General features: G+C 43.8%; 22 protein-coding genes. 9 read left to right on the forward strand and 13 right to left on the reverse strand.

What is annotated here, in order from left to right; translation table 11 throughout:
* Positions 1-51 precede the first annotated feature (51 nt).
* Positions 52-741, forward strand: coding sequence for a DUF2059 domain-containing protein (locus JMX70_RS01005; RefSeq protein WP_201588864.1), 690 nt, complete (start codon positions 52-54; stop codon positions 739-741).
* Positions 742-992: 251 nt separating this feature from the next.
* On the opposite strand, the gene dps is transcribed toward JMX70_RS01005, so the two are convergent.
* A complete protein-coding gene (gene dps / locus JMX70_RS01010; RefSeq protein WP_068406213.1) occupies positions 993-1,478 on the reverse strand; it encodes a DNA starvation/stationary phase protection protein Dps in 486 nt (161 codons plus the stop codon).
* 424 nt (positions 1,479-1,902) lie between these two features.
* Here dps and uvrB point away from each other — a divergent pair, with 424 nt between their 5' ends.
* The 3 genes from uvrB (at position 1,903) to JMX70_RS01025 (ending at position 5,926) form a co-directional block, all read left to right on the forward strand.
* Positions 1,903-4,014, forward strand: coding sequence for an excinuclease ABC subunit UvrB (gene uvrB / locus JMX70_RS01015; RefSeq protein ID WP_191690563.1), 2,112 nt, complete (start codon positions 1,903-1,905; stop codon positions 4,012-4,014).
* Positions 4,015-4,239: 225 nt separating this feature from the next.
* Complete coding sequence (locus JMX70_RS01020; protein WP_227671115.1) at positions 4,240-5,310, forward strand: pyridoxal phosphate-dependent aminotransferase; 1,071 nt, start codon at positions 4,240-4,242, stop codon at positions 5,308-5,310.
* A 238-nt stretch (positions 5,311-5,548) separates the two neighbouring features.
* On the forward strand, positions 5,549-5,926 hold the full coding sequence (locus JMX70_RS01025; protein ID WP_102077848.1) for a hypothetical protein: 378 nt from the start codon (positions 5,549-5,551) through the stop codon (positions 5,924-5,926).
* Positions 5,927-6,072: 146 nt separating this feature from the next.
* On the opposite strand, the gene JMX70_RS01030 is transcribed toward JMX70_RS01025, so the two are convergent.
* The 4 genes from JMX70_RS01030 to JMX70_RS01045 form a co-directional block, all read right to left on the reverse strand.
* Entirely contained in the window at positions 6,073-7,755 is a 1,683-nt protein-coding gene (locus tag JMX70_RS01030; protein WP_201588866.1) for an alkaline phosphatase D family protein, read from the reverse strand.
* 159 nt (positions 7,756-7,914) lie between these two features.
* A complete protein-coding gene (locus tag JMX70_RS01035; protein WP_201588867.1) occupies positions 7,915-8,301 on the reverse strand; it encodes a hypothetical protein in 387 nt (128 codons plus the stop codon).
* A gap of 140 nt (positions 8,302-8,441) precedes the next feature.
* Positions 8,442-9,485 carry a lipoyl synthase gene (lipA, locus tag JMX70_RS01040; protein ID WP_144297152.1) on the reverse strand — a complete coding sequence of 348 codons (1,044 nt, stop codon included), beginning with the start codon at positions 9,483-9,485 and terminating at the stop codon, positions 8,442-8,444.
* Positions 9,486-9,681: 196 nt separating this feature from the next.
* Positions 9,682-10,077, reverse strand: a complete 396-nt coding sequence (locus tag JMX70_RS01045) for a carboxymuconolactone decarboxylase family protein (RefSeq protein ID WP_201588869.1) — start codon at positions 10,075-10,077, stop codon at positions 9,682-9,684.
* A 335-nt stretch (positions 10,078-10,412) separates the two neighbouring features.
* Between JMX70_RS01045 and acnB the strand changes: the two genes are divergently transcribed.
* The 3 genes from acnB (at position 10,413) to JMX70_RS01060 (ending at position 14,257) form a co-directional block, all read left to right on the forward strand.
* Positions 10,413-13,016 (forward strand): bifunctional aconitate hydratase 2/2-methylisocitrate dehydratase, encoded by a 2,604-nt coding sequence (gene acnB / locus JMX70_RS01050; RefSeq protein WP_068406186.1) that lies wholly within the window; start codon positions 10,413-10,415, stop codon positions 13,014-13,016.
* A 187-nt stretch (positions 13,017-13,203) separates the two neighbouring features.
* On the forward strand, positions 13,204-13,647 hold the full coding sequence (locus JMX70_RS01055; RefSeq protein WP_227671116.1) for a DUF805 domain-containing protein: 444 nt from the start codon (positions 13,204-13,206) through the stop codon (positions 13,645-13,647).
* Positions 13,648-13,810: 163 nt separating this feature from the next.
* Positions 13,811-14,257: a PACE efflux transporter gene (locus tag JMX70_RS01060; protein WP_190295510.1), complete on the forward strand. Its 447-nt coding sequence runs from the start codon at positions 13,811-13,813 to the stop codon at positions 14,255-14,257.
* Positions 14,258-14,354: 97 nt separating this feature from the next.
* Here JMX70_RS01060 and JMX70_RS01065 read toward each other — a convergent pair whose 3' ends face one another.
* The gene (locus tag JMX70_RS01065) at positions 14,355-15,152 is read right to left on the reverse strand and encodes an enoyl-CoA hydratase/isomerase family protein (protein WP_201588871.1); all 798 of its coding nucleotides are present in this window, start codon (positions 15,150-15,152) and stop codon (positions 14,355-14,357) included.
* Between the two features lie 325 nt (positions 15,153-15,477).
* On the opposite strand from JMX70_RS01065, the gene JMX70_RS01070 reads away from it, so the two are divergent.
* Complete coding sequence (locus JMX70_RS01070; protein ID WP_201588872.1) at positions 15,478-16,290, forward strand: alpha/beta fold hydrolase; 813 nt, start codon at positions 15,478-15,480, stop codon at positions 16,288-16,290.
* Positions 16,291-16,455: 165 nt separating this feature from the next.
* Here JMX70_RS01070 and JMX70_RS01075 read toward each other — a convergent pair whose 3' ends face one another.
* From JMX70_RS01075 to JMX70_RS01095, 5 genes are all read right to left on the reverse strand, one after another.
* Positions 16,456-17,532, reverse strand: coding sequence for an HpcH/HpaI aldolase/citrate lyase family protein (locus JMX70_RS01075; protein ID WP_201588873.1), 1,077 nt, complete (start codon positions 17,530-17,532; stop codon positions 16,456-16,458).
* A gap of 147 nt (positions 17,533-17,679) precedes the next feature.
* Positions 17,680-18,864 carry a cysteine protease StiP domain-containing protein gene (locus JMX70_RS01080; RefSeq protein WP_201588874.1) on the reverse strand — a complete coding sequence of 395 codons (1,185 nt, stop codon included), beginning with the start codon at positions 18,862-18,864 and terminating at the stop codon, positions 17,680-17,682.
* Between the two features lie 55 nt (positions 18,865-18,919).
* Positions 18,920-19,741, reverse strand: a complete 822-nt coding sequence (locus tag JMX70_RS01085) for an HAD hydrolase family protein (protein ID WP_201588875.1) — start codon at positions 19,739-19,741, stop codon at positions 18,920-18,922.
* Positions 19,742-19,863: 122 nt separating this feature from the next.
* A complete protein-coding gene (locus JMX70_RS01090) occupies positions 19,864-21,138 on the reverse strand; it encodes a phosphoribosyltransferase domain-containing protein (protein WP_191690586.1) in 1,275 nt (424 codons plus the stop codon).
* 43 nt (positions 21,139-21,181) lie between these two features.
* Positions 21,182-22,345, reverse strand: a complete 1,164-nt coding sequence (locus JMX70_RS01095; protein WP_201588877.1) for an ATP-grasp domain-containing protein — start codon at positions 22,343-22,345, stop codon at positions 21,182-21,184.
* A 302-nt stretch (positions 22,346-22,647) separates the two neighbouring features.
* Between JMX70_RS01095 and JMX70_RS01100 the strand changes: the two genes are divergently transcribed.
* The gene (locus JMX70_RS01100) at positions 22,648-23,901 is read left to right on the forward strand and encodes a TerD family protein (protein WP_201588879.1); all 1,254 of its coding nucleotides are present in this window, start codon (positions 22,648-22,650) and stop codon (positions 23,899-23,901) included.
* Positions 23,902-24,009: 108 nt separating this feature from the next.
* Here JMX70_RS01100 and JMX70_RS01105 read toward each other — a convergent pair whose 3' ends face one another.
* Together JMX70_RS01105 and JMX70_RS01110 are read right to left on the reverse strand one after the other, a co-directional pair.
* A complete protein-coding gene (locus JMX70_RS01105; protein ID WP_144297141.1) occupies positions 24,010-24,618 on the reverse strand; it encodes a TerD family protein in 609 nt (202 codons plus the stop codon).
* Between the two features lie 186 nt (positions 24,619-24,804).
* Positions 24,805-25,557 (reverse strand): TIGR00266 family protein, encoded by a 753-nt coding sequence (locus tag JMX70_RS01110; RefSeq protein ID WP_068408074.1) that lies wholly within the window; start codon positions 25,555-25,557, stop codon positions 24,805-24,807.
* Positions 25,558-25,665 lie beyond the last annotated feature (108 nt).

The following is a 25,665-nucleotide window of genomic DNA, read 5'->3' on the forward strand; positions in this document are numbered from 1 at the left end:
AAGATTTGCCGCATAATAAATAATCGTCATCTATAATAATAAGAGTCTTATATGAAAAATTACCTAAAATCTTCCAAAAAAAATACCAGTCGGCGTCCTACTAGTATGAATCCATTGCTTACTTTGGTGGTGACAACGCTGCTATCGGCACCTATCGTCAATGCCAATGCAGAATTGATTGTCCATAGTGAGCCAAATAGGGTTAGTAAGGACACCAATAATATTGCCAAGCAGCAAATGAACAATCAAGCACCAACTGATGTGTCAATCATTAAACTGATGCAAGTCATGCATATCGACGAGCAGATTCAGTCTATCGTCAATGGTCAACAAGCGGCTATTGATGCCATTAATACGCAAACCAAAAACCAGAATAAAAGCAGTAATCAGCGCGCCAGTGACCAACAGTTAAATAAGCGCCAACGCGAGCTACAAGAGCAAATTCAAAGCGTGTTAGGTCAATATACGAAGATTATGACTGAGGGTATCGGCAATGCAGCCGACGCACAAACTTTGACGCAAGCTTATATCAGTGCCGCTAAGACTTACTATACGCAGGCTGAAGTCGATGCCCAGATTAAATTCTACGATACGGCGGTAGGGCAAAGTATCCTTGCCAAGCAGCCACAAATTACCGCGGCTTTTTTACAGCAATCCTTGCCTGAAGATACCAGCGAGACTGAAGCGCAATTAAGCGAGCTATTGCCGCAAATGAAGCAGATTATTAAAGGCGTTTTTTAATGTCATTATTTTTTAGTCTAATTCTAACCCGTTTTAATACCCGTCTTTAAAATTAATTTTTCTTGCTTGCTGTGCCTGCGCAGACAGAGCCTACAAAGAATTGATATCAGCCATACGGTCGCGTTTTTAGGATATTTTGACTTTAACAGCAATTTATAAAAATAAGTTTTAGGGTATAAAAAAAGGTCACTATAAAAGTGACCTTTTTTTATACTTATCTGAATACCATTTATAGATTTATTCAGTCGCTGTTACTTTTTCTTTGGCGCATTAGCACCGATGAACCAAGCGTCTTTATCGACAATACGGCTTACTTCGGTCAATAAATCTGCCGTATCTTCATCGCCTGCATCACCCGCGGTATCAATACCTTCACGCAGTGAAGCGGCAATGGTTTTATAGCGATTGGTAAGCTCGCGTACGTGCTCATCAACTTCTGTGATATCAGTTGGATAAGTCTCTAAGATAGAGTCTTCGACCACACGCTTAGAGATACCGTTGGCTTTACCGCCAAGAATAACGATACGTTCGGCAACTGTATCAAATGCTTCAGTCAAACGCTCATAAGTCTCATCTAACAATTGATGCACACCGATAAAGCCAGTACCTTGCAAGTTCCAATGGCACTGCTTGCTGTCCATACTTAGGTCAATCAGATTGGCTAAGTTAGCGTTTAACAATTCAACCATTTTTTCAGCGGTTTTATCATCAATACCACTTGCGTAACGTTCTCTCATAATTTACTCCATTATTTTAAGTTTTTATTAGTTATTGGATTAATTTTTAAGCGTGTTGTTGCTTGTATTTATCGCTTCTTAATACTGCTTGTTCATTAATTCAGTACCCATAGTAGCAATTTATGAGCGCGATTGAACCCCTAGGTTTTAGGCTTTGTTAAGTGGTCGTGTAATGACTTTGTTAATCGTGAAAAGCTTTGTAAATTTAGCTGCCATTCTGTGCCTTTCCTATAAATAATAGACGTTAAATAAATAGTATTCATTTTAAATTTACCATTAATGTAGCGCAAATTTTAGCTGTTAATTATATGTGTAAATAGGAAATGAAACCTGTAATTATCCTTTAAAAACTGGAATTTAGACCCCACATTGTTATAAATCCAAATTCTTATAACCTTTTATAAATGTCAGGAAGAAAGCCATTATGCGAATGCCTGAACCGCGCTCGTCGCGTCAGTTAAACCAATTGGCCACTCAGCTGCAAGGCGAAGCTGAAATCAGTGGTGTCAACGCGTCTGGTACGCAAATATCAAGCCGCGCCTTTGAGATGGTCACCGACTTTGAGCCGGCAGGCGATCAACCACAAGCAATCGAAAAGTTGGTCAAAGGCATCAAATCAGGCATGGATGAGCAATTATTACTCGGTGTGACCGGTTCTGGTAAGACTTATACCATGGCAAAGGTCATCGCTGAATGCCAACGTCCAACCATTATTATGGCGCACAATAAAACCCTTGCCGCCCAGCTTTATGGCGAATTTAAAGCGTTCTTTCCAAATAATGCGGTTGAGTATTTTGTCAGTTATTACGATTATTATCAGCCGGAAGCCTATGTTGCGGCGAGTGATACCTTTATCGAAAAAGACAGTGCCATCAACGACCATATTGACCAAATGCGCCTATCAGCGACGCGGGCGCTGCTTGAGCGCCGTGATGCGATTATTGTGGCTTCGGTCTCCTGCATTTATGGTTTGGGCGATCCAGAAAGTTATCTAAAAATGCTCTTGCATGTCGTCGTCGGCGACAAAATCGATCGTACTGCTACTATTAAACGTTTGGTTGAAATGCAATATAACCGTAATGAGTTAGATTTTGGCCGTGGTACCTATCGCTTGCGCGGTGAGCTATTAGATATTTATCCTGCGGAATCTGAGCAGCTAGCGGTGCGCGTGCATTTATTTGATGATGAAGTGGAGAAAATTACTTGGTTTGACCCGTTAACCGGCAAAACCGTCCGAAGTGTGCCGCGTATTACCATTTATCCGAAATCGCATTATGTGACCCCGCGCAATAAATTGGAAGCGGCAAGTCATACCATTCGTGCTGAGCTTGAGCCGCGCTTAGAGTATTTTCGCGACAATAATAAATTGGTTGAAGCGCAGCGTCTAAAAGAGCGTACCCAGTATGACCTTGAAATGATTCAGCAGCTCGGCTACTGTAATGGTATCGAAAACTACTCGCAGCATCTGTCTGGTCGTCCGTCAGGGGAAGCGCCGCCAACTTTGTTTGATTATATTCCAGAAGATGCGCTGTTATTTATCGATGAATCGCACGTGACGGTTTCGCAAATTGGGGCGATGTATAAAGGCGATAGGTCGCGTAAAGAAAACCTCGTTAATTATGGTTTTCGTCTGCCAAGTGCCATGAATAATCGCCCGATGAAGTTTGAAGAGTGGGAGCGTATCAAGCCAAAGACCATTTATGTTAGCGCAACGCCAGCACAGTATGAGCTTGAACACAGCGAGCAGGTGGTCGAGCAAGTCGTGCGTCCAACCGGTCTGATTGACCCTGAGATTGAGATTCGTCCTGTATTGACGCAGGTTGATGATGTGCTATCGGAGATTACCAAACGCCGCGAGCTTGACGAGCGCGTGCTTATCACCACGTTAACCAAGCGTATGGCGGAAGATTTGACCAGTTACCTTAAAGAATACGATGTCAAAGTCGCTTATCTGCATTCAGATATCGATACGGTTGAGCGCATGCAGATCATTCATGAGCTGCGGACAGGCGTTCATGATGTGTTGGTCGGTATTAACCTGTTGCGTGAAGGGCTTGATATGCCAGAGGTGTCATTAGTGGCGATATTTGATGCTGATAAAGAGGGCTTTTTGCGTTCTGAGCGCTCGCTGATTCAGACTATTGGCCGTGCTGCCCGTCACTTAAACGGTAAAGCGATTTTGTACGCCGACCGCATTACACCGAGTATGGAAAAAGCGATAGAGGAGACTGACCGTCGCCGCGAAAAACAAGTCGCCTTTAATCTTGAGCACAATATTACGCCAAAAGGCGCGCGCCGTAGTATTACCGATAAAATTGACACGGGTGAAAACCTTGATGTCAATGACAATCAAGTGATTCCTGTGAAAAGCAATTTGCCTGATGTCGATATCAGCATTTTGCGCAGTCCTGATTTACTGGCCAAAGAAATCAAACGCCTTGAGAAACAAATGCAGCAAATGTCACGAGATTTGAAGTTTGAAGAAGCGGCAAAAACGCGTGATAAAGTATTGGAATTAAAAGCGCATTTGATTTAATGGTTTAATTCCGACTGAATGTAGACGTAGAAAGGTGAGTTGCATAGGCTGCAGCTCACCTTTTTTTATTTAACAATGAGACTCAAAAAAGCTTGTCCTTGTATGCATTAATAACTAATAATTTGCTATTAGATAACTTGTAATTATGATAAATGCCACTTAAGATGATATGACGCAGCGGCATGCGCTATATCACTCACGGACGACGTAGGCGGATTACCTATCATGCATAATAATATCGATAACAACAGTCATAAATTACTCAAGTTAGACTTTAATGAAAACTCTTTAGGCATGTCGGACGCTGCCAAAGAAGCCATCACTAATGCTTTGGCTGGCGCTGCTCGCTATCCTGATAAACATCGCGCTACGCTGCTGAGCAAAGTAGCGGCTCTCAACGGCGTACCTGAAAATCAGGTTTTACTGGGCAATGGCTCAATTGAGAGTATCAGAGCAGTGGTGCAAATGCTGCATGACAAAGCATTAAAAACAGATACAAGGTTTCAGCTAATTATTCCAGACCCAACTTTCGGCTGTGCAGAGCTGTATGCACGCTCATTAGATATTCCAGTAGTCAAAGTGCCATTAACGCGCGATGACTATGATTTAGACTTTGATAATCTACAAAAAGCGGCTGCTACATTTGACGGTATCAGTCTTTTTTATTTGTGCAATCCTAATAATCCAACGGCTATCATTACCGAAACGGATACGCTCAAAGCGTGGATAAAAAATGCGCCGAAAAACCACTATTTCTTAGTGGATGAAGCCTACTTTGGCTATATCACCGATCCAAGTTTTGTGAGCGGCGTTGAATGGATAAAAGAGGAACTATCAGATAACTTGATTGTCGTGCGCACTTTCTCAAAATTATTTGGGCTAGCAGGCTTGCGCGTCGGTTATGCGATTGCCAATCCACCGATGATTGCAGACATTGGGTCTTTGATGTCTACGGATAATATCAACATGTTAGGTGCGGTTGCAGCAATAGCAACGCTAGAAGACGAGGCGTTTTTGGCGCATAGCTTACAAACCACCAATCAAGCAAGAAAAATGATGCAGACAGCGCTCGATGAGCTGGGGCTGCGTTATTTGCCCTCGCAAACCAATTTTATTTTTTATGAAGTCAAGGGTGACGTGCAAACCTATATCGATCGTATGCTCGAACATGGTATTGCCGTTGGTCGCGAGTTCCCTTCGATACCAGGTTTTAACCGCATCACACTTGGCACACCCGAAGAGATGACAGTCGTTATTAAGACGTTACAGTTATTTCGTGAAAAAGGCTGGGTGTAATTACGCACAATCGTATGATTGGATTTACCAAAAAAGAAAGGACGCTTAGACGGCGTCTTTTTTTTACCAACATCAAACGCAGTTTTACATATTCTGTCTTAAAAAGTATCCGTACACCTTATAGGATAAGTTAATAAAGCATGATCTATCATAAGCAGATATGCGAGACGCATACCATAAAGACCATAAGAATAGACGTGCTAAAGGTTTTTAAAATTTTAAGACAAAGGGTGTATGTATGTTTGATATCAAATCTTTTTTTAAGAGAGAAGTAGAAAAAAAGCTCATGGATGTGGATGATTATATTTTTATGCCTGAGCGTATCGAGATGGCGCTTGAAGGCGGAGAGTTGAATTGTGTGTTAAATAGTGATGGCCGCGTCGATATTTTTTATAGTAAGCAGGGCGTGACAGAAGTCAGTTCGGCATCGCGTAAGCATCCTTTTACAGCGTTTGAGACCGAGTTATATCATGGCGTTTATGATGATGTCATCCATGCTTTGGTCAAAGAAGTAAATAAGATAATCGACGGCTCATCTAAGTATTTTCATCGCAGTAAAATATTGCCATCGACCGCGTCTTTGCCCGTTCGTCCAACGCCTAGCAATGAGTTATAAATTGACTAATCATAAGTACGTCAGTATTTCATAAATCCCATTAGCTAAATGAGTAATAAAAAAGGGTAAATCATATGACTCACCCTTTTTTTTGGCTACTATTTTTTTACCTTAAGTATGCAAAATACTGTGCGGAGTATATTGTGCTAAGCGCCACTTAAAACGGCAGACTTTTTCACTGCCATAGATTTGTTAGCATCAGATAGGGCAGCGACGTTAGTAAGCGGGCGCGATTGACTGCCGTCAATCAAGTGGTTAGTCTGTGTTTTAGTAAGCAAGCTTTTTGCAAATTTTACGCTATCATCTCGTTTTTTTAAGGTGTCCGTGTAATACCATTCACATTGAAACGCCTGCTCAGTGATATCGAGGAGCATATAACCACGTTCGGTCTGATTGTTAAATTTCTGATGCGGGTTGAGCTCAACACCTGCAGTTTCAGGAAAGGGCGAAGACGTCAATGCCGGACAGACGAACTCTACAGCTAAAGAACCTTTGCCGGTTAGAGGATTATAGCTACTTGCTTCAAAAGGGTTTTTTGCAATATCAAATGCAAAGGAAGCATGATAATCCCCAGTTAAAACAACCGTATTGGAGATATTATTTTCTTCGATAAAGTTGAGCAAACGTGTGCGTGCACTGGCATACCCATTCCAAATATCGCCAGAATTGGTGGCAAAAGTGCCTTTAAATGGCGCTAAAATAACTTGTTGCCCGAGTATTTGCCATGTTGCTTGTCGGCGTTTACCTTCGAGCATCTTTAAATAGAGCCAGTTTTCTTGTTCAAGACCTAATAATTGACGTTCAGGCTCGTTGCTGGCTTTGGCATCAAGCTTTTCGCGACCAAATATGCGCGTATCTAGCATGTTTAAATCGAATAATTTACCAAACTCAAAACGTCGATAGATGCGTAATTGACTGTCTAGCTCGTTGCTACTGTCATCGCGGATAGGCATCCACTCATGATAAGCGCGCACGGCCGACATTTTGCGTTCTATATAGCTGCCTTTACTCTCAGTATGAAAACCTGCACCACCTTTCCATGAATTGTCTGCGATTTCGTGATCGTCCCAAACAGCGATAAACGGATGCTGACGGTGACATTCTTGCAAATCGACATCGGTACGGTAGCAAGCGTAGCGGCGACGATAATCCTCTAAGCTGATAATCTCGCTTTTTGGCTCTAGCGGTCGCTCTTCTTTTAAATCGTTATCGCGATAGAAGCCTTCTGGATACTCATAGATATAATCACCCAAATGTATGACGGCAGAGATATCGGCTTGCTTGGCGATATTGGCATAACCATTAAAGTAGCCAAAGCCATAGTTTGAGCAGGAAACCACGGCTAAGCGCACACGATCAACTTCGCTTGCTGGCAAGTCTGCTTGTGGTATGGTGCGTGTGCGACCAATAGGAGAGCGATAGCCTAGTGCTTCAAAAGCATAATAATAAGTGGTATTGGGTTGTAGGTTTTTAGGGTCGACTTTTACGGTGAAGTCGGATTGCGCTGTCGCTATTGCGCGACCTTGAGTAACGATGTTTTTCAGCGCTGGGTCTGTTGCTACCCTATAAGCAACAGGAATGCTGGCGGCTTGGATACTGCCGTCATTGGTAATTCGTGTCCATAGTATGACCCGATCTTGGAGCGGGTCACCACTGGCAATGCCATGCACAAAAGGTGCTGCGCCTTGATAGCCTAAACCATCTAAACCATCGAGGTTATTTGGTGGCCTGACGTCATCATCATCTGATGAGCAAGCACTGAGCTGAGTCAACACAGTGCCGGCTACCGTTAGCTGACCACCAAGTTTTATAAATGCACGTCTTTTCATCAGTCACCCTTGACATGGGTTAAAGATAAATTCCATTTGTCATTCACAATAGTAAATAATCTATATGAATAAGTTGGGTTGTGCAATCAATAACCCAACTTATTTCGTGAAATAAGCCCTTTAGTCAAGTCGCTGATCCAGCATCTATTTTTCAGCTACTTATTTAACGATACTGCCATAACAGCTTTGCAGCGTTTTTGCTACCACTTTAGTGACCAGTTGGGTGCGATAGTTGGCATCAATTGCCGCATTGCCAAGTTCAACGAGGGTCACTTGCTGCGGCGCTTGCTCGCTGACGCAGCCGCAAACTCGACCTTTTATCTCTTCCTCTTGGGCATCTGACATCGCCACACTAGCAATGCGCCAAGCATTTTGTTTTTCAATCTGACTGCGGCATTGTTTATCAATAGCGGCTTTAAAGATATTCATCCCAATCTCGTTTGCCGAACCGATGGCCGTGCCAGCATTGGTATTCATATCAGAAGTGGCACAGCCAGCTAGGACAAATGTGGCAAAAACGATGCTCGAAGCAAATAGTTTTTTCATAAGTTTTCCTTTAAGGTTATCGATATTGGTAGCGGTTTTATTCTACAGATTTTTCAGACTATAACGATAAAGATAAAAAATAAACACAAAAAAAGAGACCATGATAGGTCTCTTTTTTATAGGTATAAAGGTTTTAGAATCTAGCAGCCAAGCTTACCTTCTGCTTCAAGCGCTTTTTTGCTACGAATTGGTGCTGGGCAATCTTCACCATAGTATTGACGATCGGCAAAGTAGCTTGAGCGTACCATTGGGCCGGCCCAAATGCTAAAGAAACCAATCTTTTTACCATAGTCCATATAACGCTGGAATTCGTCTGGATGTACGTAACGATCAACTGGCGCATGGTCTTTACTGGGTTGCAGGTACTGACCGATGGTAATCATATCGACGTCATGGGCTTTTAAATCATCAAGCAGCGCATAAATTTCTTCTTCGGTCTCACCAAGTCCAACCATAAAACCGCATTTAGTGGCGATATCAGGACGGCGCTCTTTATAGAGCTTGAGCAAGTCTAATGAATGCTGATAGTCAGAGCCTGGACGGAAGGCTTTATACAGACGCGGCACGGTTTCGATATTGTGGTTAAACACATCTGGCGCGGTTTCAGTCAATAAATCTAAGGCTATTTCCATACGCCCACGGAAATCTGGCACTAGTATTTCAATCAAGCAATTTGGGCTTAGCGCGCGCGATTCATTGAGAACTTCAACGAAATGTCCAGCACCGCCGTCTTTTAAATCATCGCGGTCAACTGAAGTAATCACTGCGTATTTCAGACCTAGACCTTGAATGGTCTCAGCGGTATGGCGTGGCTCGTCTTTGTCCAATTCATTTGGACGACCATGACCGACATCACAAAACGGGCAGCGACGGGTACAGATATCACCCATAATCATAAAGGTTGCCGTACCATCAGCGAAGCACTGCGGCAAATTCGGGCAAGCGGCTTCTTCGCAGACGGTATAAAGCTTTTGCTCACGCAGAGTGGCTTTGATACGCGCCACTTCCGCAGGTGACGACATTTTAACCCGAATCCAATCAGGCTTTTTCTTTGCCTCGACGGTCGGAATCACTTTAATTGGGATACGCGCGACCTTATCGTAGCCACGTAGCTTTTCGCCTTGGATGGCTTTTTTCGGTTTTGCACGGGCAGCGGGGACATGGGTTTGTACGGCGTTTGTCATAATCAAATATTCTCTTAACCCTTGATATGATAAGGGTTTTTGGCATTATTAGAATGTTTTATGGATGCAGCTATTATAGCAGATAATGGCTCAAGGTTTTTTGGGCAATCTTGTTAAGACAATCAAAAAAGCTACTAAGGCTAAATAAGGTTTTATCACTAATAAGACTACTACGAAGCGCACCTTTACCCTAGTTTTATTTATTGATATCAATGTCCATGTCATTTAGCACATCTATGGCTGCGCGAAACGCTTCTTGGGTAGCAGGTGCGCCGCAATAAGGCAGGCTATGCATCAGTACTTCTCGGATTTCAGCGACGCTGGCGCCATTATTAATTGCTCCTCGGATGTGTCCCTTGAGCTCATTTGGGCTTTTTTGCGCAATTAAGAAAGCCATGGTAATTAATGAGCGATATTTGCGCGGTAATATGGTGTCGTCTTGCCACGTGCTGCCCCAAGCATGTTCGATAATCCAGTCTTGCAGCGGCTGGGTAAATGGGGACGCCGAATCGAGCGAGCGTTTGACATGTTGCTCGCCCATCACTTCGGTACGAACTTTTAGACCCTTATGATAATTGGCATTATCGTCCATCTTATTATCCTTAATATTTATTGGTAAAGTGTGTTTTATCAAGTCGCATCTAAAAATTCGCTGATAAAAAATATCTGATCGGTTTTGAGGTTGTCAGAGTATAGCAGGCACACGGTTTTTATTTAACCGCGTCAATAATATTGGTTATGGCACTATTTTTATAATAAATGTCCAATATGGCGTTATTCTGCGCCTTTTCACGGCTCAGCCATTAACATTTTGAGCGTTTTGAGCTATGATTGCACGGATAATTATTCAATGCAGTACATCGATGTAGGCTGTCATCCTGACTACTCACGTGATGTACTGGTCACCAACCGACGAGGACGACTATTGTGTTAGAAGCTTATCGTAAACATGTCGCAGAACGTGCTGAGCTAGGGACTGTGCCACTTCCACTAAATGAGAAGCAGGTAGCAGAATTGGTAGAGCTACTTAAAAACCCACCAGCGGGTGAAGATGCGTTCTTGATGGACTTGTTAGAAAACCGTATTCCTGCCGGTGTTGACCAAGCCGCTTATGTTAAAGCTGCATTTTTAGCTGCTATTGTTAAAGGCGAAGCGACTTCACCACTTATCAGCAAGAAAAAAGCCGTTGAAATCTTAGGTACTATGCAAGGTGGTTACAACGTTCAGCCATTGGTTGCAGCATTAGACGACGCGGAAGTCGCACAAGAAGCTGCTGATGCGTTAAAGAAAACATTACTCGTATTTGACGCGTTCAATGACGTGACCGAAAAAGCCGAAGCTGGCAATGCTATTGCTAAAGAAGTGGTGCAATCTTGGGCTGACGCGGAGTGGTTCTTAAGCCGTCCTGAAGTGCCAGAGAAAACCACTTATACCACCTTTAAAGTCACTGGCGAAACCAACACCGATGACTTGTCACCAGCCCAAGACGCGTGGAGCCGCCCCGACATTCCATTGCATTCATTAGCCATGCACAAAAACTCTCGCGACGGCATCTTTGCTGACGAAGAGGGTGTTGTTGGTCCAATGAAGCAAATCGAAGCGTTAAAAGAAAAAGGTCATCCACTTGCCTATGTTGGTGACGTGGTTGGTACCGGTTCTAGCCGTAAGTCTGCAACCAACTCTGTATTGTGGCTCATGGGCGAAGACATTCCGAACGTACCAAACAAACGTGGTGGTGGTCTAGTATTAGGTAACAATATCGCTCCTATCTTCTTTAACACTATGGAAGATTCTGGCGCCTTACCAATCGAAAAAGTGGCCGTTGATAACCTAAACATGGGCGATGTGTTTGACATCTATCCGTATGAAGGCAAAATCACCAAGCACGACTCTGACGAAGTATTGTCAACCTTTACGCTAAACTCGCCAACCTTGCTTGACGAAGTGCGCGCAGGCGGCCGTATACCACTAATCGTTGGTCGTGGTTTGACCAATCGTGCTCGTGAATATATGGGTCTTGGTCATTCAGACGTATTTGCTAAGCCAGAAGAGCCCGCTGATACTGGTAAAGGTTTTACCCTAGCGCAAAAAATGGTTGGTAAAGCGTGTGGTCTAGAAGGCGTGCGTCCTGGTATGTACTGTGAGCCAAAAATGACTACCGTAGGAAGTCAGGATACCACAGGTCCGATGACTCGTGACGAGCTAAAAGATTTGGCTTGCCTAGGTTTCCAAGCAGACCTAGTGATGCAGTCATTCTGTCACACTGCTGCTTATCCAAAGCCAGTTGACGTTGAGACTCAGCATACACTACCTGACTTTATTATGAACCGTGGCGGCGTCAGCTTACGTCCGGGCGATGGTATCATTCACAGCTGGTTGAACCGTATGCTACTTCCAGATACCGTTGGTACTGGTGGTGACTCGCACACGCGTTTCCCAATGGGTATCTCGTTCCCAGCCGGTTCTGGTTTGGTTGCATTCGCAGCGGCAACTGGTGTGATGCCACTTGATATGCCTGAATCTGTGCGTGTGCGCTTCGTTGGCGAGCGTCAACCTGGTATCACGCTACGTGACTTGGTCCATGCGATTCCTTATCAAGCCATCAAAGAAGGTTATTTGACCGTTGATAAGAAAGGTAAAATCAACGAGTTTAATGGTCGTATTCTTGAAATCGAAGGTCTAGAAGACCTAACCGCTGAACAAGCGTTTGAGTTATCTGATGCGTCAGCTGAGCGTAGTGCTGCTGGTTGTACCATTACTTTGTCTGAAGAATCAGTAACTGAGTACCTAAACTCAAACATCACCTTGCTTAAGTGGATGATTTCAGAAGGCTATGGCGATGCGCGTACCATCAGCCGCCGCGTTGAGCAAATGCAAGAATGGCTAGCGAACCCAAGCCTCATGCGTGCTGACGAAGATGCAGAATACGCCATCGATATGACTATCGATATGAGCGAGATCAAAGAGCCAATTCTTTGCTGCCCGAACGATCCAGACGATGCTAAGACATTGGCTGACGTCGCTGGTGATACCATTGATGAAGTATTCATTGGTTCATGCATGACCAACATTGGTCACTTCCGTGCTGCAGGTAAACTGCTACAAGACGTACCAGCAGGAAGCCTCAAGACTCGTCTATGGATTGCGCCACCGACTAAAATGGATGCGCGTCAGTTGATGGAAGAAGGTTATTACAACATTTACGCTCAAGCTGGCGCTCGTACTGAAATGCCAGGTTGTTCACTATGTATGGGTAACCAAGCACGTATCGCACCGAAATCTACGGCGGTATCAACATCTACGCGTAACTTCCCGAACCGTTTAGGTCAAGGCGCAAACGTCTATCTCGCGTCTGCAGAGCTTGCAGCGGTAGCGGCGGTGCTTGGTAAATTGCCAACCAACGACGAATACCAGCAATACGCTGGCATGCTAAACAGCATGGGTGATGAAGTTTATAAATACATGAACTTCGACCGTATGGAAGATTACACTGAAGAAGCGGACAAAATTAACGTGGCTCAGTTGACCTAGTTTTTCATTCGAAAGCTACTTAATGTTTTGAAAACAAACCCCGTATCGTGATGATACGGGGTTTTTTACATGTTTGAAAAATATGAATAATGGTTTGCAAACTTTTATTGAGTGCTTATAATCAAAGTCGTTGATTAAATGTTTTAGTTGGCGACTCTACCGTTAAAGGTGAGTGATAATAAATCCTATGGAAAATAAAAATATGCTTGATAAAGTAACGCCGCCACCTTTACCAAATTCTGGGATGGTTAATAATCATAGTGCTGAGGCAAACTATGGCATTATGGACTGGTTTAAAAAAGATCTAAGGAATTATGCCAATTTCTCTGGACGTGCTCGGCGTAAAGAGTATTGGTATTTCGTATTGGTGCAAATGGGATTGGTCATCATAGCGATGATTTTAGATGCGATTATCTTCAATTCAGAAATAGGGTTATTTTATATTGTTGTAGCGCTTGGTTTGTTCTTGCCGGGCTTAGCAGTGACTATTCGCAGATTGCATGATACTAGCCGTTCAGGATGGTGGTTTTTGATATCTATTTTGCCATTGATAGGCTCTATTATCTTACTGGTATTTTTAGCGAGCGATACCAAGTTCGAAACCAATCAATGGGGTCCGCCAGCAAAATAAGCTGCGACTGGTTTCTCTCATTATCTTATGTATAATATAGGGGCAGGCGGAAACCGTGGCTCTGCACTCTTTTCTTATTTCTATCTCGGGACGGACCGATACTTTACTAAGCAACTTTTTGTTTATACTTAAGTGTTAAGTGCTAAGTGCTTTGGAGTCTTGGTTGATTACTTTATCCCCACTCAAACGTCGTATTGTCTATGTGACCATCTTTGAAATTATCGCTATTATTGCTTCTACCTTTGTACTAATGAAACTTAGTGGTAGCGATGCGGCAGAGTCGTTACCCGTTGCGGTGATGGTGTCATTAGCCGCTGTGATTTGGAACTTTTTATACAATACTGCTTTTGAAGCGTGGGAGCGGCGCAAGCAGGTTAAAAAGCGTACCTTATTAATCCGCAGCGCTCATGCGATAGGGTTTGAAGGCGGTCTAGTATTGATTTGCCTACCGCTATATATGATTTGGTATGACGTTGGTTTAATCAAAGCCTTTATGATGGAGGCGGCGTTACTGCTATTTTTCTTGGTTTATACCTTTGTATTTACCTTAGGTTTTGACAAGATATTCACCTTACCGCATTACGATAAGAGCGCTTCTGCTTCTTCATAAATACAGAGATGAATCGTATTAAATGACCCAATAAAAAGGCTGCTATTATATTAGGCAGCCTTTTTGTTGATCGTGTAAAAATTAGCGTTATAAACTTTTATTTACCTTGATAAACGGGCTGACGTTTTTCCATAAAGGCAGTGATACCTTCAGCAAAGTCAGCGGTTTTTGCCATCATAGTTTGTTGGTCAACTTCCATATCGAGCGCTTCATTTAAACCTGAAAAAGCATGTACGTTAATCATATGCTTCATCGAAGCCAGCGCCTTGCCTGGTAAATTACTTAGGCGCGTTGCCAATGCTAGTACGCTGGCGTCAAGCTCATCTTTGCTCACGACGCTATTGACTAAGTTTAGACGCGCGACATCGTCACTAGTAAGCTTATCACCCAGCATCACAAGCTCAGTCGTTTTCGCCGCGCCAATCAATTGATTGAGTAAGTAAATGCCGCCCGCATCTGGAATCAAGCCGATATTGACAAATGCTTGCACGAATTTGGCATTGTCAGCGGCAATACGGAAATCACAGGTTAATGCCAAGTTCATCCCAGCACCCGCGACGGCACCTTCTAATTTGGCAATAATGGGTTTGTGAATATTCCGTAGCTTTAAGCTTACCTCAGCCACTTCTCTGAGCATAAAATCAAGCTTTGCCACAAGTGCTTCTGATTCCATGCCATTCTCTAACATCTCACCGATATGACCGCCACTAGAGAAATTATTATTTGATCCTTGCAACACGATCACGCGTACGTCGGCATCTTGATCAGCCTGGTCAAGCGCGTCCATAACCGCGCCTTTTAATGGTGTGCTAAAGGCATTTAGCGTCTTAGGGTCATTCATGGTAATGGTGGCAATATGGTTTTCGCTGTGATATTCGACCAAAGGTTGTGACATGGTTGGTTTCCTTAGTAAGAAGTTCTAGATAAGCATTGCGGATAACAATGGACGTTATAATGGACAAGGTGTAACAAGTCATGCAAGCTGATTACTATAGCAGCTTGTTATGATTATAAAAGCGAGTTTTGTGGGCGCTAAAGGCACGGACAAAAATATTTGAGTTTTTTATTTTGTTATATATTTGTTTTAATAAATATATACGATCTGCCTACAAAAATAACGCTATGAAGTATTTGCTTGGTGCATTATGCTAAACATCAGTAGTGTTAAGGATTTCGTTAACCAAACAAGCAATCAATAAGCAACAAACAAGGAAGTAATTATGCCAGTGATAAATGTGAATAACGTTGATATTTATTATGAAGACAGCGCGCCGGATGATAAGCAAAAACCAGTGATGGTCTTTGCCCATGGGCTGCTTTGGAATACGCGGATGTATGATAAGCAGGTGGAGTACTTTAAATCTGGCTGCCGCTGTATTACATTTGATTTTCGTGGACAAGGTCAGTCTGAGATTAGCAAATCAGGCTATGATATGGAGACGCTGACCGAAGATACGCTAGCGTTATTGGATGCGCTTAAGATTGATAAATGCCATTTTTTAGGGTTATCGATGGGTGGTTTTGTCGCTCAGCGTATCGCGCTCAAACGTCCGGAGCTACTGTTATCGCTGACCTTACTTGAAACGTCAGCAGACCCTGAAGACCCAAAAAACGTCCCGCAGTATCGCAAATTGATGAAGGCTATCCGCTGGCTGGGTATGAAACGCGTCAGTCAAAAAGTCATGCCTATTATGTTTGGCAGTAGCTTTTTGAACGATAAGTCGCGTAAGGCTGACCGTAGAGCGTGGCTCACGATGTTACAAGGTAATCGTAAAGGTGGCGTCGTAAAGGCGACCACAGGTGTCATTGAGCGCTCGGGCACTTACGATCAGCTAGGCGAGATTAGCACGCCGACATTGATTATCGTTGGTGATGAAGATGTGGCAACGCCTTATTCAAAAGCGGAGCGCATGCATTTTGCCATTAAAGGCTCAAAGCTTGCGGTTATTAAAGGCGCTGGACATACAGCGACGGTAGAAGAGCCTGAGCAAGTAAATAAAGTGATTAATACCTTTTTAGCAAACTGTGTTTAGGTTGTAGCTAAAGTAGAAGTCTTCTTGAATGAAGCGAAGTATTTATAAAAAGAGCCGTTAACTTAAATAGGATAACGGCTTTTTTATTGAAACTTAGACTAACAGATTAACGTTAAAGCGGCAGTTTTAAAAAATACTATAAAAGAGTCAGGCTAACGTCTTTATTTATAAGCGGGTCGTATAGTCGCTATTAATATCATCAAGGGTGCCAAAAACCTCAGCGCGATTGACTATTTCGGTGGCCCATGCACGGTGCGTGGCAGGCTCAAGCATGGTATCGTTATATTTAAAGACCGCCTTTGCCTCGCTATGCAAAATTGCCTGCGCTTCATCCAAGGTACTTAAAGGCACGCAATACGCTTGCTGTACCAACGCAATCTGGCTTGGGTGAATGACCGTTTTGCCGACCAGTCCTAAGTTTACATCACGCATCAGCTCTTTCATAAACAGCGTTGGCTGTTCTAAGTATTCAAATACCGGTGCGGTAAGATAAAAACCATGCGGTACAAAGCAGCCAAGCAGCTGATAGGCGAGCGTACCAATCGGCGTATCATAAACGATGCTATTTTTAGGACGGCGTAAACGCAGTGCGGCAAATAAGTCGTTACCACCGATACGCAGGGCAAAAACGGGCTGGCTGAAGGCTTCTTTAAAGCCAATCGCCAATTCTTGATTGTGATGAGGATTAAAGAGCGCTGCCGTCTCAAGCGTCGGCATCAATAGCTGCTCAGTGCTTAAATTCTGAGACGCCATGCGCCAATTAGACAAGCTATACATATCAACTTTTGGCATCACAAAACCGTCGACCAAATCAATATGAGCAAAATCTGCGAGCTGCTCTAGCATCGCCGGATGACGCGGGCGCACGAAAACCAAAGGTCTGGTTGGCTGATCGGTGTGCGCTTTTGATTGAATGCCATCTTTTTTTGCTGGGTCATTGATACTATCGACATGCGCCGCCCACGTATGTAGCAGCGTTTGTAGACGCTCAAGTGCCAACTCAACATCGCTATGGCTGACCGCATCTTCTAAGCAGATAATAATACTGTTAATCGTCGGTAATTTATCACGCGTAATGACTTGCCAAATATCTTGCCGCGTCGCAGGCATATATAGGCTAGCACCCAGCTGATACGGGTGATGGGTATTCGGTTTGAGCATCGCATGACGCTCAGTAATCAGGTGGGCATAAGACTGATTGTTATTATAAAGGTTGGACTCATTGTGGGGCATATCGGACATAGTTGGCATCGTAAATAGTGATAAGTGAATGGTTATAGCAAGAAATCATAGCGTAAGGACGTATGATAAAAACAGCGGTGCTGATGCGGTATTGATGCATTTCTTTCGCAAGGCATCAATACATCAAGGCATCAATACATTAATGAATCATGAGCGATCTGTTGACCGCTGCTTAATCAGCGTAATCGCTTGATAGGGGAGTATTTTAGCACCTAATACCGTGATATTGATATCACGCTCGCTACATAAATGCCGCAATAACACCGTATCAGGGTGATCGGCGGTTGCCAGCAAGATGCGCTCAGGATCACGGCGTAATATCGCCCGTGTCGCCTCTGCGATGGTCGGCTTAATACGGTTGCGATTGCTAATGTCATACTCTGCTGCCAGCATATCGATTAAATCCGCCGTCTGATAGCGAGGTTGCTCAAACGTTTGCAAGTATTGTGGAGATGTAGACAATGAACGCCGCGTGCTATCAATCTGCTCAACAAAGGCTAAGCTATGGTCTACCGCAACCAAATTATCGTAAAAGACGCTACGATGTAGCCCCGATTGTGGCTCGGTATATAAACTGCGTGATATCAGCCCAGATACCGTACTGTTTAATAACCCTGATGGAATCAGCCAATCTTCCTCACTTGCCGCCAACCAAGCAACGCCTGCGGGGTCAGCAAGGGTCAGTAGCGGAATAACATTCTCACCTTGATGGAAAATATTGGCAAAATTTGGATGATTAGGGTCACTAAAGGCGTCTAAGCTGCGAGCCAGCTCTTGATAAATTGCCCCTTTGCCCGTCCAGCCGTCGACAAATATGATGGTGCTGTCTGGATGAGCAGCCAATATCATCTGCAGCGCGACTGGATCAAGTCCGCGATCGCGAATGATACTGATACCATAATGCACACTTGGCAACGCATAGCTGCTATCAGCATCTGCTAATGCCCGCTGCAACAATACGCCAATGGGTAAACCTGCGCGTACCAAGCTGACTAATATTAATGGACGTTCAGTACTTACCGTTTGCTGAAAAATATGATGTAGCGTATAAGCCAAGTTAGCGATATCAGTTGCGGTTCTGGTTGTACCTTGCGCTAATGCCTGCTGATACAATTGCTCATGCATGGCAGTCGGCGTATGCTCTAATGTCAACATATCAGAATAATGGCGCTGGCCACTTTGGATGAGCGCTTCTTTTTGACTGACGGGTACATCAGCAACCGCGTCTTTATCAACGATATCAAGCAGTACGGTCACATCGCTGGCAAGGTAGCTGCCCGAGCCGTATTCCTGTGTTTTTTGAATATTTGGGTTCGTTAGAGGATGGGTCATAAGATGGTTTCTACTTACAAAAATGAGTTCTACTACTATTGTTGTTATTTAAAAACTATTGCGAGCTAAAGCGCTCATGTAGCTGACCATGATTGGGCATGCCGTACCAGTCAAGCAATTGCAAAAATGGTAAATCGGCCAAGCTATCACCAAAACCAAAGCTTGGACGCTGATGGTCTAAATGCTGGTCTAATAAGAACTGTACTGCATGGCATTTATGAACCGCGTGCGGCAATATCGCCAGATTATTGGCATTCACATGCACATAAAAATCTTGCTCAAAATCACGTATTAACGTTGGTAACTTTTTAGCGAGCTCTACTAGCGCTTGATGGTCTTTTTGTCCATGCTTAATAGCCAGGTAAATAGTCAATTTTTCATTAGCAGAACCATTATTAAAGTGATCGATATGCGGTGTAAATACCAGCTGGCTATTGTCATTTTTACTGTGATTGGCAAATAATTGGCTCAGCTGCTGTAATTTATCTTGCAGTGGTGCAAGCTGACTATGCATACGCTGTTGCCACTGGGCTTGTAGCGCACCGTCTCTATCAAGAATAATCGCACCGTGGGTTAAGACCTGCCAACTATCAAAAGGCAGCTTAACGCGTTTTATTTCACTGCGATCGCGTGCTGTCACTACGATTAGATCAGTACTAGTAAGCAGCCAGTTAAAGAATACGGCTTGACGCTGACTCATAAAACTTAGTGGCTTACCTTGTTTATTAACGGTCGCGCAAACTAGATTTTCAGGTTCAGACGTTGGCAATTCCCATGCATCAATTTTACGTTGGGTTTGAAAAAGCGTATCGTCTAAATCCATCAGCGCGTAGGGTTTGATAATATCGGGATTGGCTTGAAAAAATGGGCTAGTCATAGTATTTGCCATAAAAGCGTGCGTAAGGGTTAAATGTGAGCATTAAAGCAGGATTTAAAGGATAGTTTTAATAGGACAGCTTTTATAAGATAGCCTTGGTAAGCTAGCTTTTATAAAACAGCTTAAAGCGTCGGACTCATCACCAACACATTATCCAAATCTTTCCACATCTCATCGACGCTATCCGCCGATGTTTCCACGCACAAGACAATCAAGTCCCAATCGCTAGGCTCAACATTATAAGCAAAGTTGGTCATACCAAGCCCATAGTTATCGCTAAAACTGAGCATCGTGGTAATCGCGCCCCCAAGGGCAATCGGCGAGCGGGTTAAAGCGCTAAACTTAACCGTAGCGTTTTGAGTTTGCGTCTCAAGCCATTCTGCCAATAAAAACGGCAACCAAACAAACTCATTACTGCCCAATACTAAAATCCGCTGTGGCAACTGTTCTTTATCAAACTGTTCTTTCTCAAACGAGGCTTTTTCAGATTGGGCTTGCTGATTAAAAAGGTTAAATGCTGCTTGAAACTTCGTAAGATAAAAAGCAAAACCATCGGTGCTGTCTAAGGTTGGGAATCGTCCCCAGTTGCCAGTATCGCCTAGCGCATAACTGCCAGCCTCAGTGGTATCGACCGATGGCATCGTAATGGATTCAGGGTTGGTCGCATCCGTCCATTGCCACGCGCCAGATAGTAGGTGATGACGATGAAAGTCAATATTAGGCAAACGTGCAGATATGTTGTCATCTACGTCAGCTTGAGCTCGGTTCTGATTTAGCGACCAATCCACCAAAGTGGTTAGATGCACTTGTTCTAATTCGGTCAGTCCTGCGTTACGAAGGGCGGTGACGACATTGACGCAAGTATTGCCCGTTGACGCTTCATCATCCACCATAATCAAGGTTTTGCTCGCTAGTAGCTGCGCTTGGGTTACTGTATCTGCACTTTGATAAATTAAGTGCTGGCTGGCATGACTGTGATCTTCGCTAAAAGTCGTTAGCAAGGTTTCAGTATTATCCTTGTTATGTTGTGAATGACGGGTTGAGTTGAGCAATAAAGCGTTTGGATAGCGAGTTTGTAGCGCTTGGTGTACGCCAGCAGATAAGCCAACGGCAGTCTCTGCCATACCGATGACCAAAATGGGTTCAGGCAAATCATCTGGTACTAAGTTTGCCAAATCCGTAAAAGCATGACGCATGGTGCTAGGCGCGACTGGAATATGGCGACCTAAGACTTTTGAGACAAACAAAAACGCGCGTTTAGGGTTAATGCGCTGCGCAAATCCAAGCAAGTCTTCTAGCTCGTAGTTTTTACTGTCACCGCTAAAATTGGTTTGATAAGTTAAATCAAGAGTGCCGCGTGGTAGGGTGATGGTCGTACTGTGTTGCTTATTTGGCATTTATTTTCCTTCGGTCTTGCAATTTGTTAATCGTTATTTTTACTTACTCGCTAGCATTTTCTGCTTCAATCTTTACGCTAACCATAATTGAGCGTACTTGGCAGGGCATGATTTGCTGTGCAATATCTGCAAGCTTTGGCTTAGCGGTTAAGCCAAGCCAATTGCCAAATGCAACTTGGGTTAAATCTACACCGCTATGAGTGGTGTAACCGATACCACCAGAGGGACGACTATTAATCTCAAGTACGCGGTGCTGCCCGTCATCGTCGGCCTTGGTTTGTACGCTGACGATACCATCACAGCCAAACGCTTTAATCAGTGGAGTAACCACATCCATGACCGCTTGCTCGTAGCCGATATGCTGAATTTTACCCGTTTTATAACGAGTAACAGCCGCCAATACTTCGCCGTATTCACAGACGACATCGATAGAGTACTCTTGCCCTGATAAATATGGCATCAGCAACATAGGAATAGGGCGCTCGTGCACCATCAGACTGTTTGCATAGGCATGAATAAACTGCGTGGTATTGATTTTTTTCTCTTCGGTAAAGTATAAATGTTCAAAGCTGTCATATCGCGCGTCAGCTTCCTTGTCGGTATCAAGTCGCCAAAACCCTTGGGCAAAAATACCAGTAACCGGTTTGACGCATAAAGGCTGATGACCGTGCGTAGCAAGGAGTGATTCAAGCTCGGACACAGTGTCAAAGCGCCACGCTTCGGCGACGGGAATATCATGCTCATGACACTGCTGCATAAAGGCAAACTTATCATCTATCGCTTCTAACGCCGCCACACTTGTCGCGCCAGTTAATAAACGAATACCCGCCGCGTCAAATGCTTCCCGCTGCGCTTCATAATCAATGCCATTGCGCCCCGTGAGTAGCACTTTAACGTTATTATTTTTGGCTTGCTCTAAGACAAACTGCCAACGCGGCATTACTGGCTCAGCAGACTCAAGCTCTGCTTGCTCATCGCTATCTGTGGCACTTGCAGACGGCTCAATATATACGCTATCGGCAAATTCAAAAATCTCAGGTCTATTATGACGGTGTGAAGCAATAATGTTAAATGGCGTCTCAGATTGGGCTTTTAATGCTTGTAGGCTGGCGAGCATATCACGCTGGCTTGATTGACCTTCAGCTAACCAAACGGCAGATGGCGTAGTAGACGTTGTATAAAGGCTTTTGTTAGCAGAAGTTTTCATGATTTTCTCAGCGTTACTAAAATTTATAGAGTGGAACAACTAGAATTGAGTTTTGAAGAGGGTCGGTCGTTAAGCGCGTTATCATACTGCCTAAAATAGAGGCTATTATATACAAATGCTAAGCGCTATAAATACTACTGACAAAATAACGTTAAGGATTTGTAAAAATGTTTTTGCAGGCTTGTTAACCCCTTGTTGAACTGTACCGTGCGCTGTAAAAATTAGCTGTTTTCCATGCTACTATAGGGCGATAGCCAACAGCACCCATATTAACAAATAATAAATAACCTAAGGGATAAATGATGAGTCAACCTCAACGACTGATTGCTGGTGCCAATGCGCCGCTGCCAACGGACAATATCAGCATCCGTATTTTAAGCCAAAGCGCCATCGATTGCGCCGCTTATCGCCTGACGACTAACGGTAAAGTACGCGGCGATGGCGACATGATATTTTATGGGCAGACACGTAGCGATGATGGCAGTGTAAGCTTCCGTGGACATGATAGCGATGGGTTTTTTGATATTAATTTACCTGTACAGCCAGCGAGTATTGACAAGATAGCCCTTGCGTTTTCTAGTGCGCAAACGCTTGCGCAAGTCGGTGACGTAGAGATTCAAGTCTTACAAGGCAGCCAAGTGCTGATGACTTGTCAGTTAAGTGCTGCTGGACGTAATGAAAAAGCCATTATCCTTGCAGAATGCTACCGTCGCCAAGGTAGCTGGAAGTTTCGTTTTATCGCCCAAGGTTTTGAAGGTGGTCTAAAGCCCTTATCTGAACATTTCGGTGTAGAGATTGCTGATGAAGCGCCAGCTCAAGCTCAACCAATCAATACGCAGAAGCCAATCAACACGCAAAAAGCGGGTAGTGCGCCGCAAACAACTACGCCGCCGCCAATTCCTAGCGCTGCTCAAAATCCGTCAATCAATCTCAGTAAAATCACCTTAACCAAGAACCAAACTAGCATCAATCTAAAGAAACGCGATGATTTTGGTAAAATCTCTGTCAACCTCAACTGGAATCAACGTCCAGATAATAGTACACGAGCGCCTAAAAAAGGCTTGCTTGGTGATCTGTTCAAACAGCATAAAGCTAGTGGTATTGACCTTGATGTCGGAGCGATGATTCATCTGAAAAATGGTGAAAAAACGCTGATTCAGGCCTTGGGCAATCGCTTTGGTAATTTACAATCAGCGCCTTATGTGTTGCTCCGTGCCGATGATAGAACCGGACAAGTCAGTGGCGGTGAGTGGCTCGATATCAACGGGCAACAGTGGTCGCAGATTGAAGAAGTCTTTATCTTTGCTTTTATTTACGAAGGCGTACCAAATTGGGCGCAAACCGATGGCGTTGTGACCATTCATGTGCCAGATCAGCCGCCGATTGAAACTCGTTTGACAGAAGGCACAGGTAACTTGCCCATGTGTGCGATTGCGCGTCTGGTCAATCAAAATGGCAGTATTAATGTTGAGCGGATCAATCAATACTTTAAAGGTCATCAAGAAATGGACAAAGCCTTTAATTGGGGCTTCAGCTGGAAGCGTGGTAGTAAATAAGGCTTTTTGATAATAAAGTATAATTTAAAAAAACAGCCCGTCTATTTATATAGACGGGCTGATTGCTTATAGATTACTAAAACTCTTAATTAAGATTGCTTAACCTATTTACGCATGCGGCGTGATAGCAGGCATCAAGTCATGGAAAGTACGACCAGAAGCAGTTTCGCCAATGGCATGCATTTTCCACTCATTATTATGACGATAGACTTTTGCCATAATCATTGCGGTGTGTCCACCTTGCGCTGATAAATTGTAGCGGGCAACTTCCTGATTGTTATTGGCATTGACGATACGGCAAAAAGCGTTTTCTACCGTTTCAAACGTCTGACCAGTAAAGCTATTTACGGTAAATACTAACGATACTACGTTCGCTGGCACTTTTGATAAATCAACGTTAATGACTTCGTCGTCGCCGTCGCCGTCACCTGTGCGGTTGTCGCCAGTATGGACGATGCTGCCATCTTTTGATTTTAGCTGACTGAACCAAATCGCATCGACCGCTTGTTTATTGGCATCAAACATAATGCATGAAGCGTCTAAATCGATCGAGTCGCCGCCCGTACCGCCGCCAAATAACTTGCCTAAGAAGCCACCTTTTTTCTCTTGTGGTCCTTGAAAGACGTCCCAGCCTAAACCCAATTTTACTTGCGTAAGCTCACCGCCAGCTTCTTTGCTGAGGGAGATTTTTTGACCCTTTTGTAAACTAACTGCCATGGTAAAATCCTTATAATAATTGTGAGGGGATTAATGAATTTTTAGTGCTTCATTTCTACGCTGTTTTAGTGCTTCATTTCTACGCTGTTTTAGTGCTTCATTTCTGCACTGCTTTAGAGCTTCATTTCTGCACTGCTTTAGAGCTTCAATCTTGGCGATGACTTTAATGATAGAATGCAACTTCAATTATAAAATATTATCTAAAAAACCACCGCTGCCACCGCGACCGCCTGAGCTCGTACCTAAGATGCTTTGTAACCAGCCTTGATAGCTGTCACGATTACGTGAGCAGATGATAACTTTGCCCGTTCCTGAGAAGTTTAAAACCATGCCTTCACCACTGGTGACCGAGTTGATAATATTGCTCATGATGCCTTTTTTCTTACTGGTCGAGACTGACAGCTTATAATCAAGGTTTGAATCCCAACAGACCACATGGCCATTATCAATGATGACGTCTTTATCAGGCGTCACATCAATCTCAAATAGCGAACCAAAACCAGAAACGACAACTTGGCCTTGACCTTGGGTTTGCATCACCATAAAGCCGCCCGTATCACCAAAGACTGCGCCGCCGAGGTTACGCTGGATATTGGCTCTGATATCGACGCCAGTTTGTGCGGCAACGAACGCCCCATCGCTCAAGGTATATTGCTGCGCGCCGCAATCGATGATTTGCATATCGCCATCAAGCGTCGGTGCTAGCAGACAATCACCTTCACCATTGACGGCTTCAATCTGCTGTTGGAATAAGGATTCATCGTTGGCAAAGCGGCGCATCAGTGATTGCATAAGACCGCCTTGTAGCTTACCTTTCAGCTCAAGGTTCGACTCCATCATCACCATGGCATTGGCTTCACAATAAATCGAATCTCCTTTCTTTAAGTTACAATGCAAAAAAGGTTCAATGGTGCCGATTAAGCTAAACGTCGCTGCCATAAGCTGCAAATCCTTATTCTGAAATTTTTAAATGCTTCGTTTTCTATAAAAATCATCGTTGTTAATTTAAGCCCGCCAATTACATTTAAAGCCATCAAATGCTATGAA

The organism is Psychrobacter pulmonis (assembly GCF_904846465.1).
Taxonomy (GTDB): Bacteria; Pseudomonadota; Gammaproteobacteria; order Pseudomonadales; family Moraxellaceae; genus Psychrobacter; species Psychrobacter faecalis.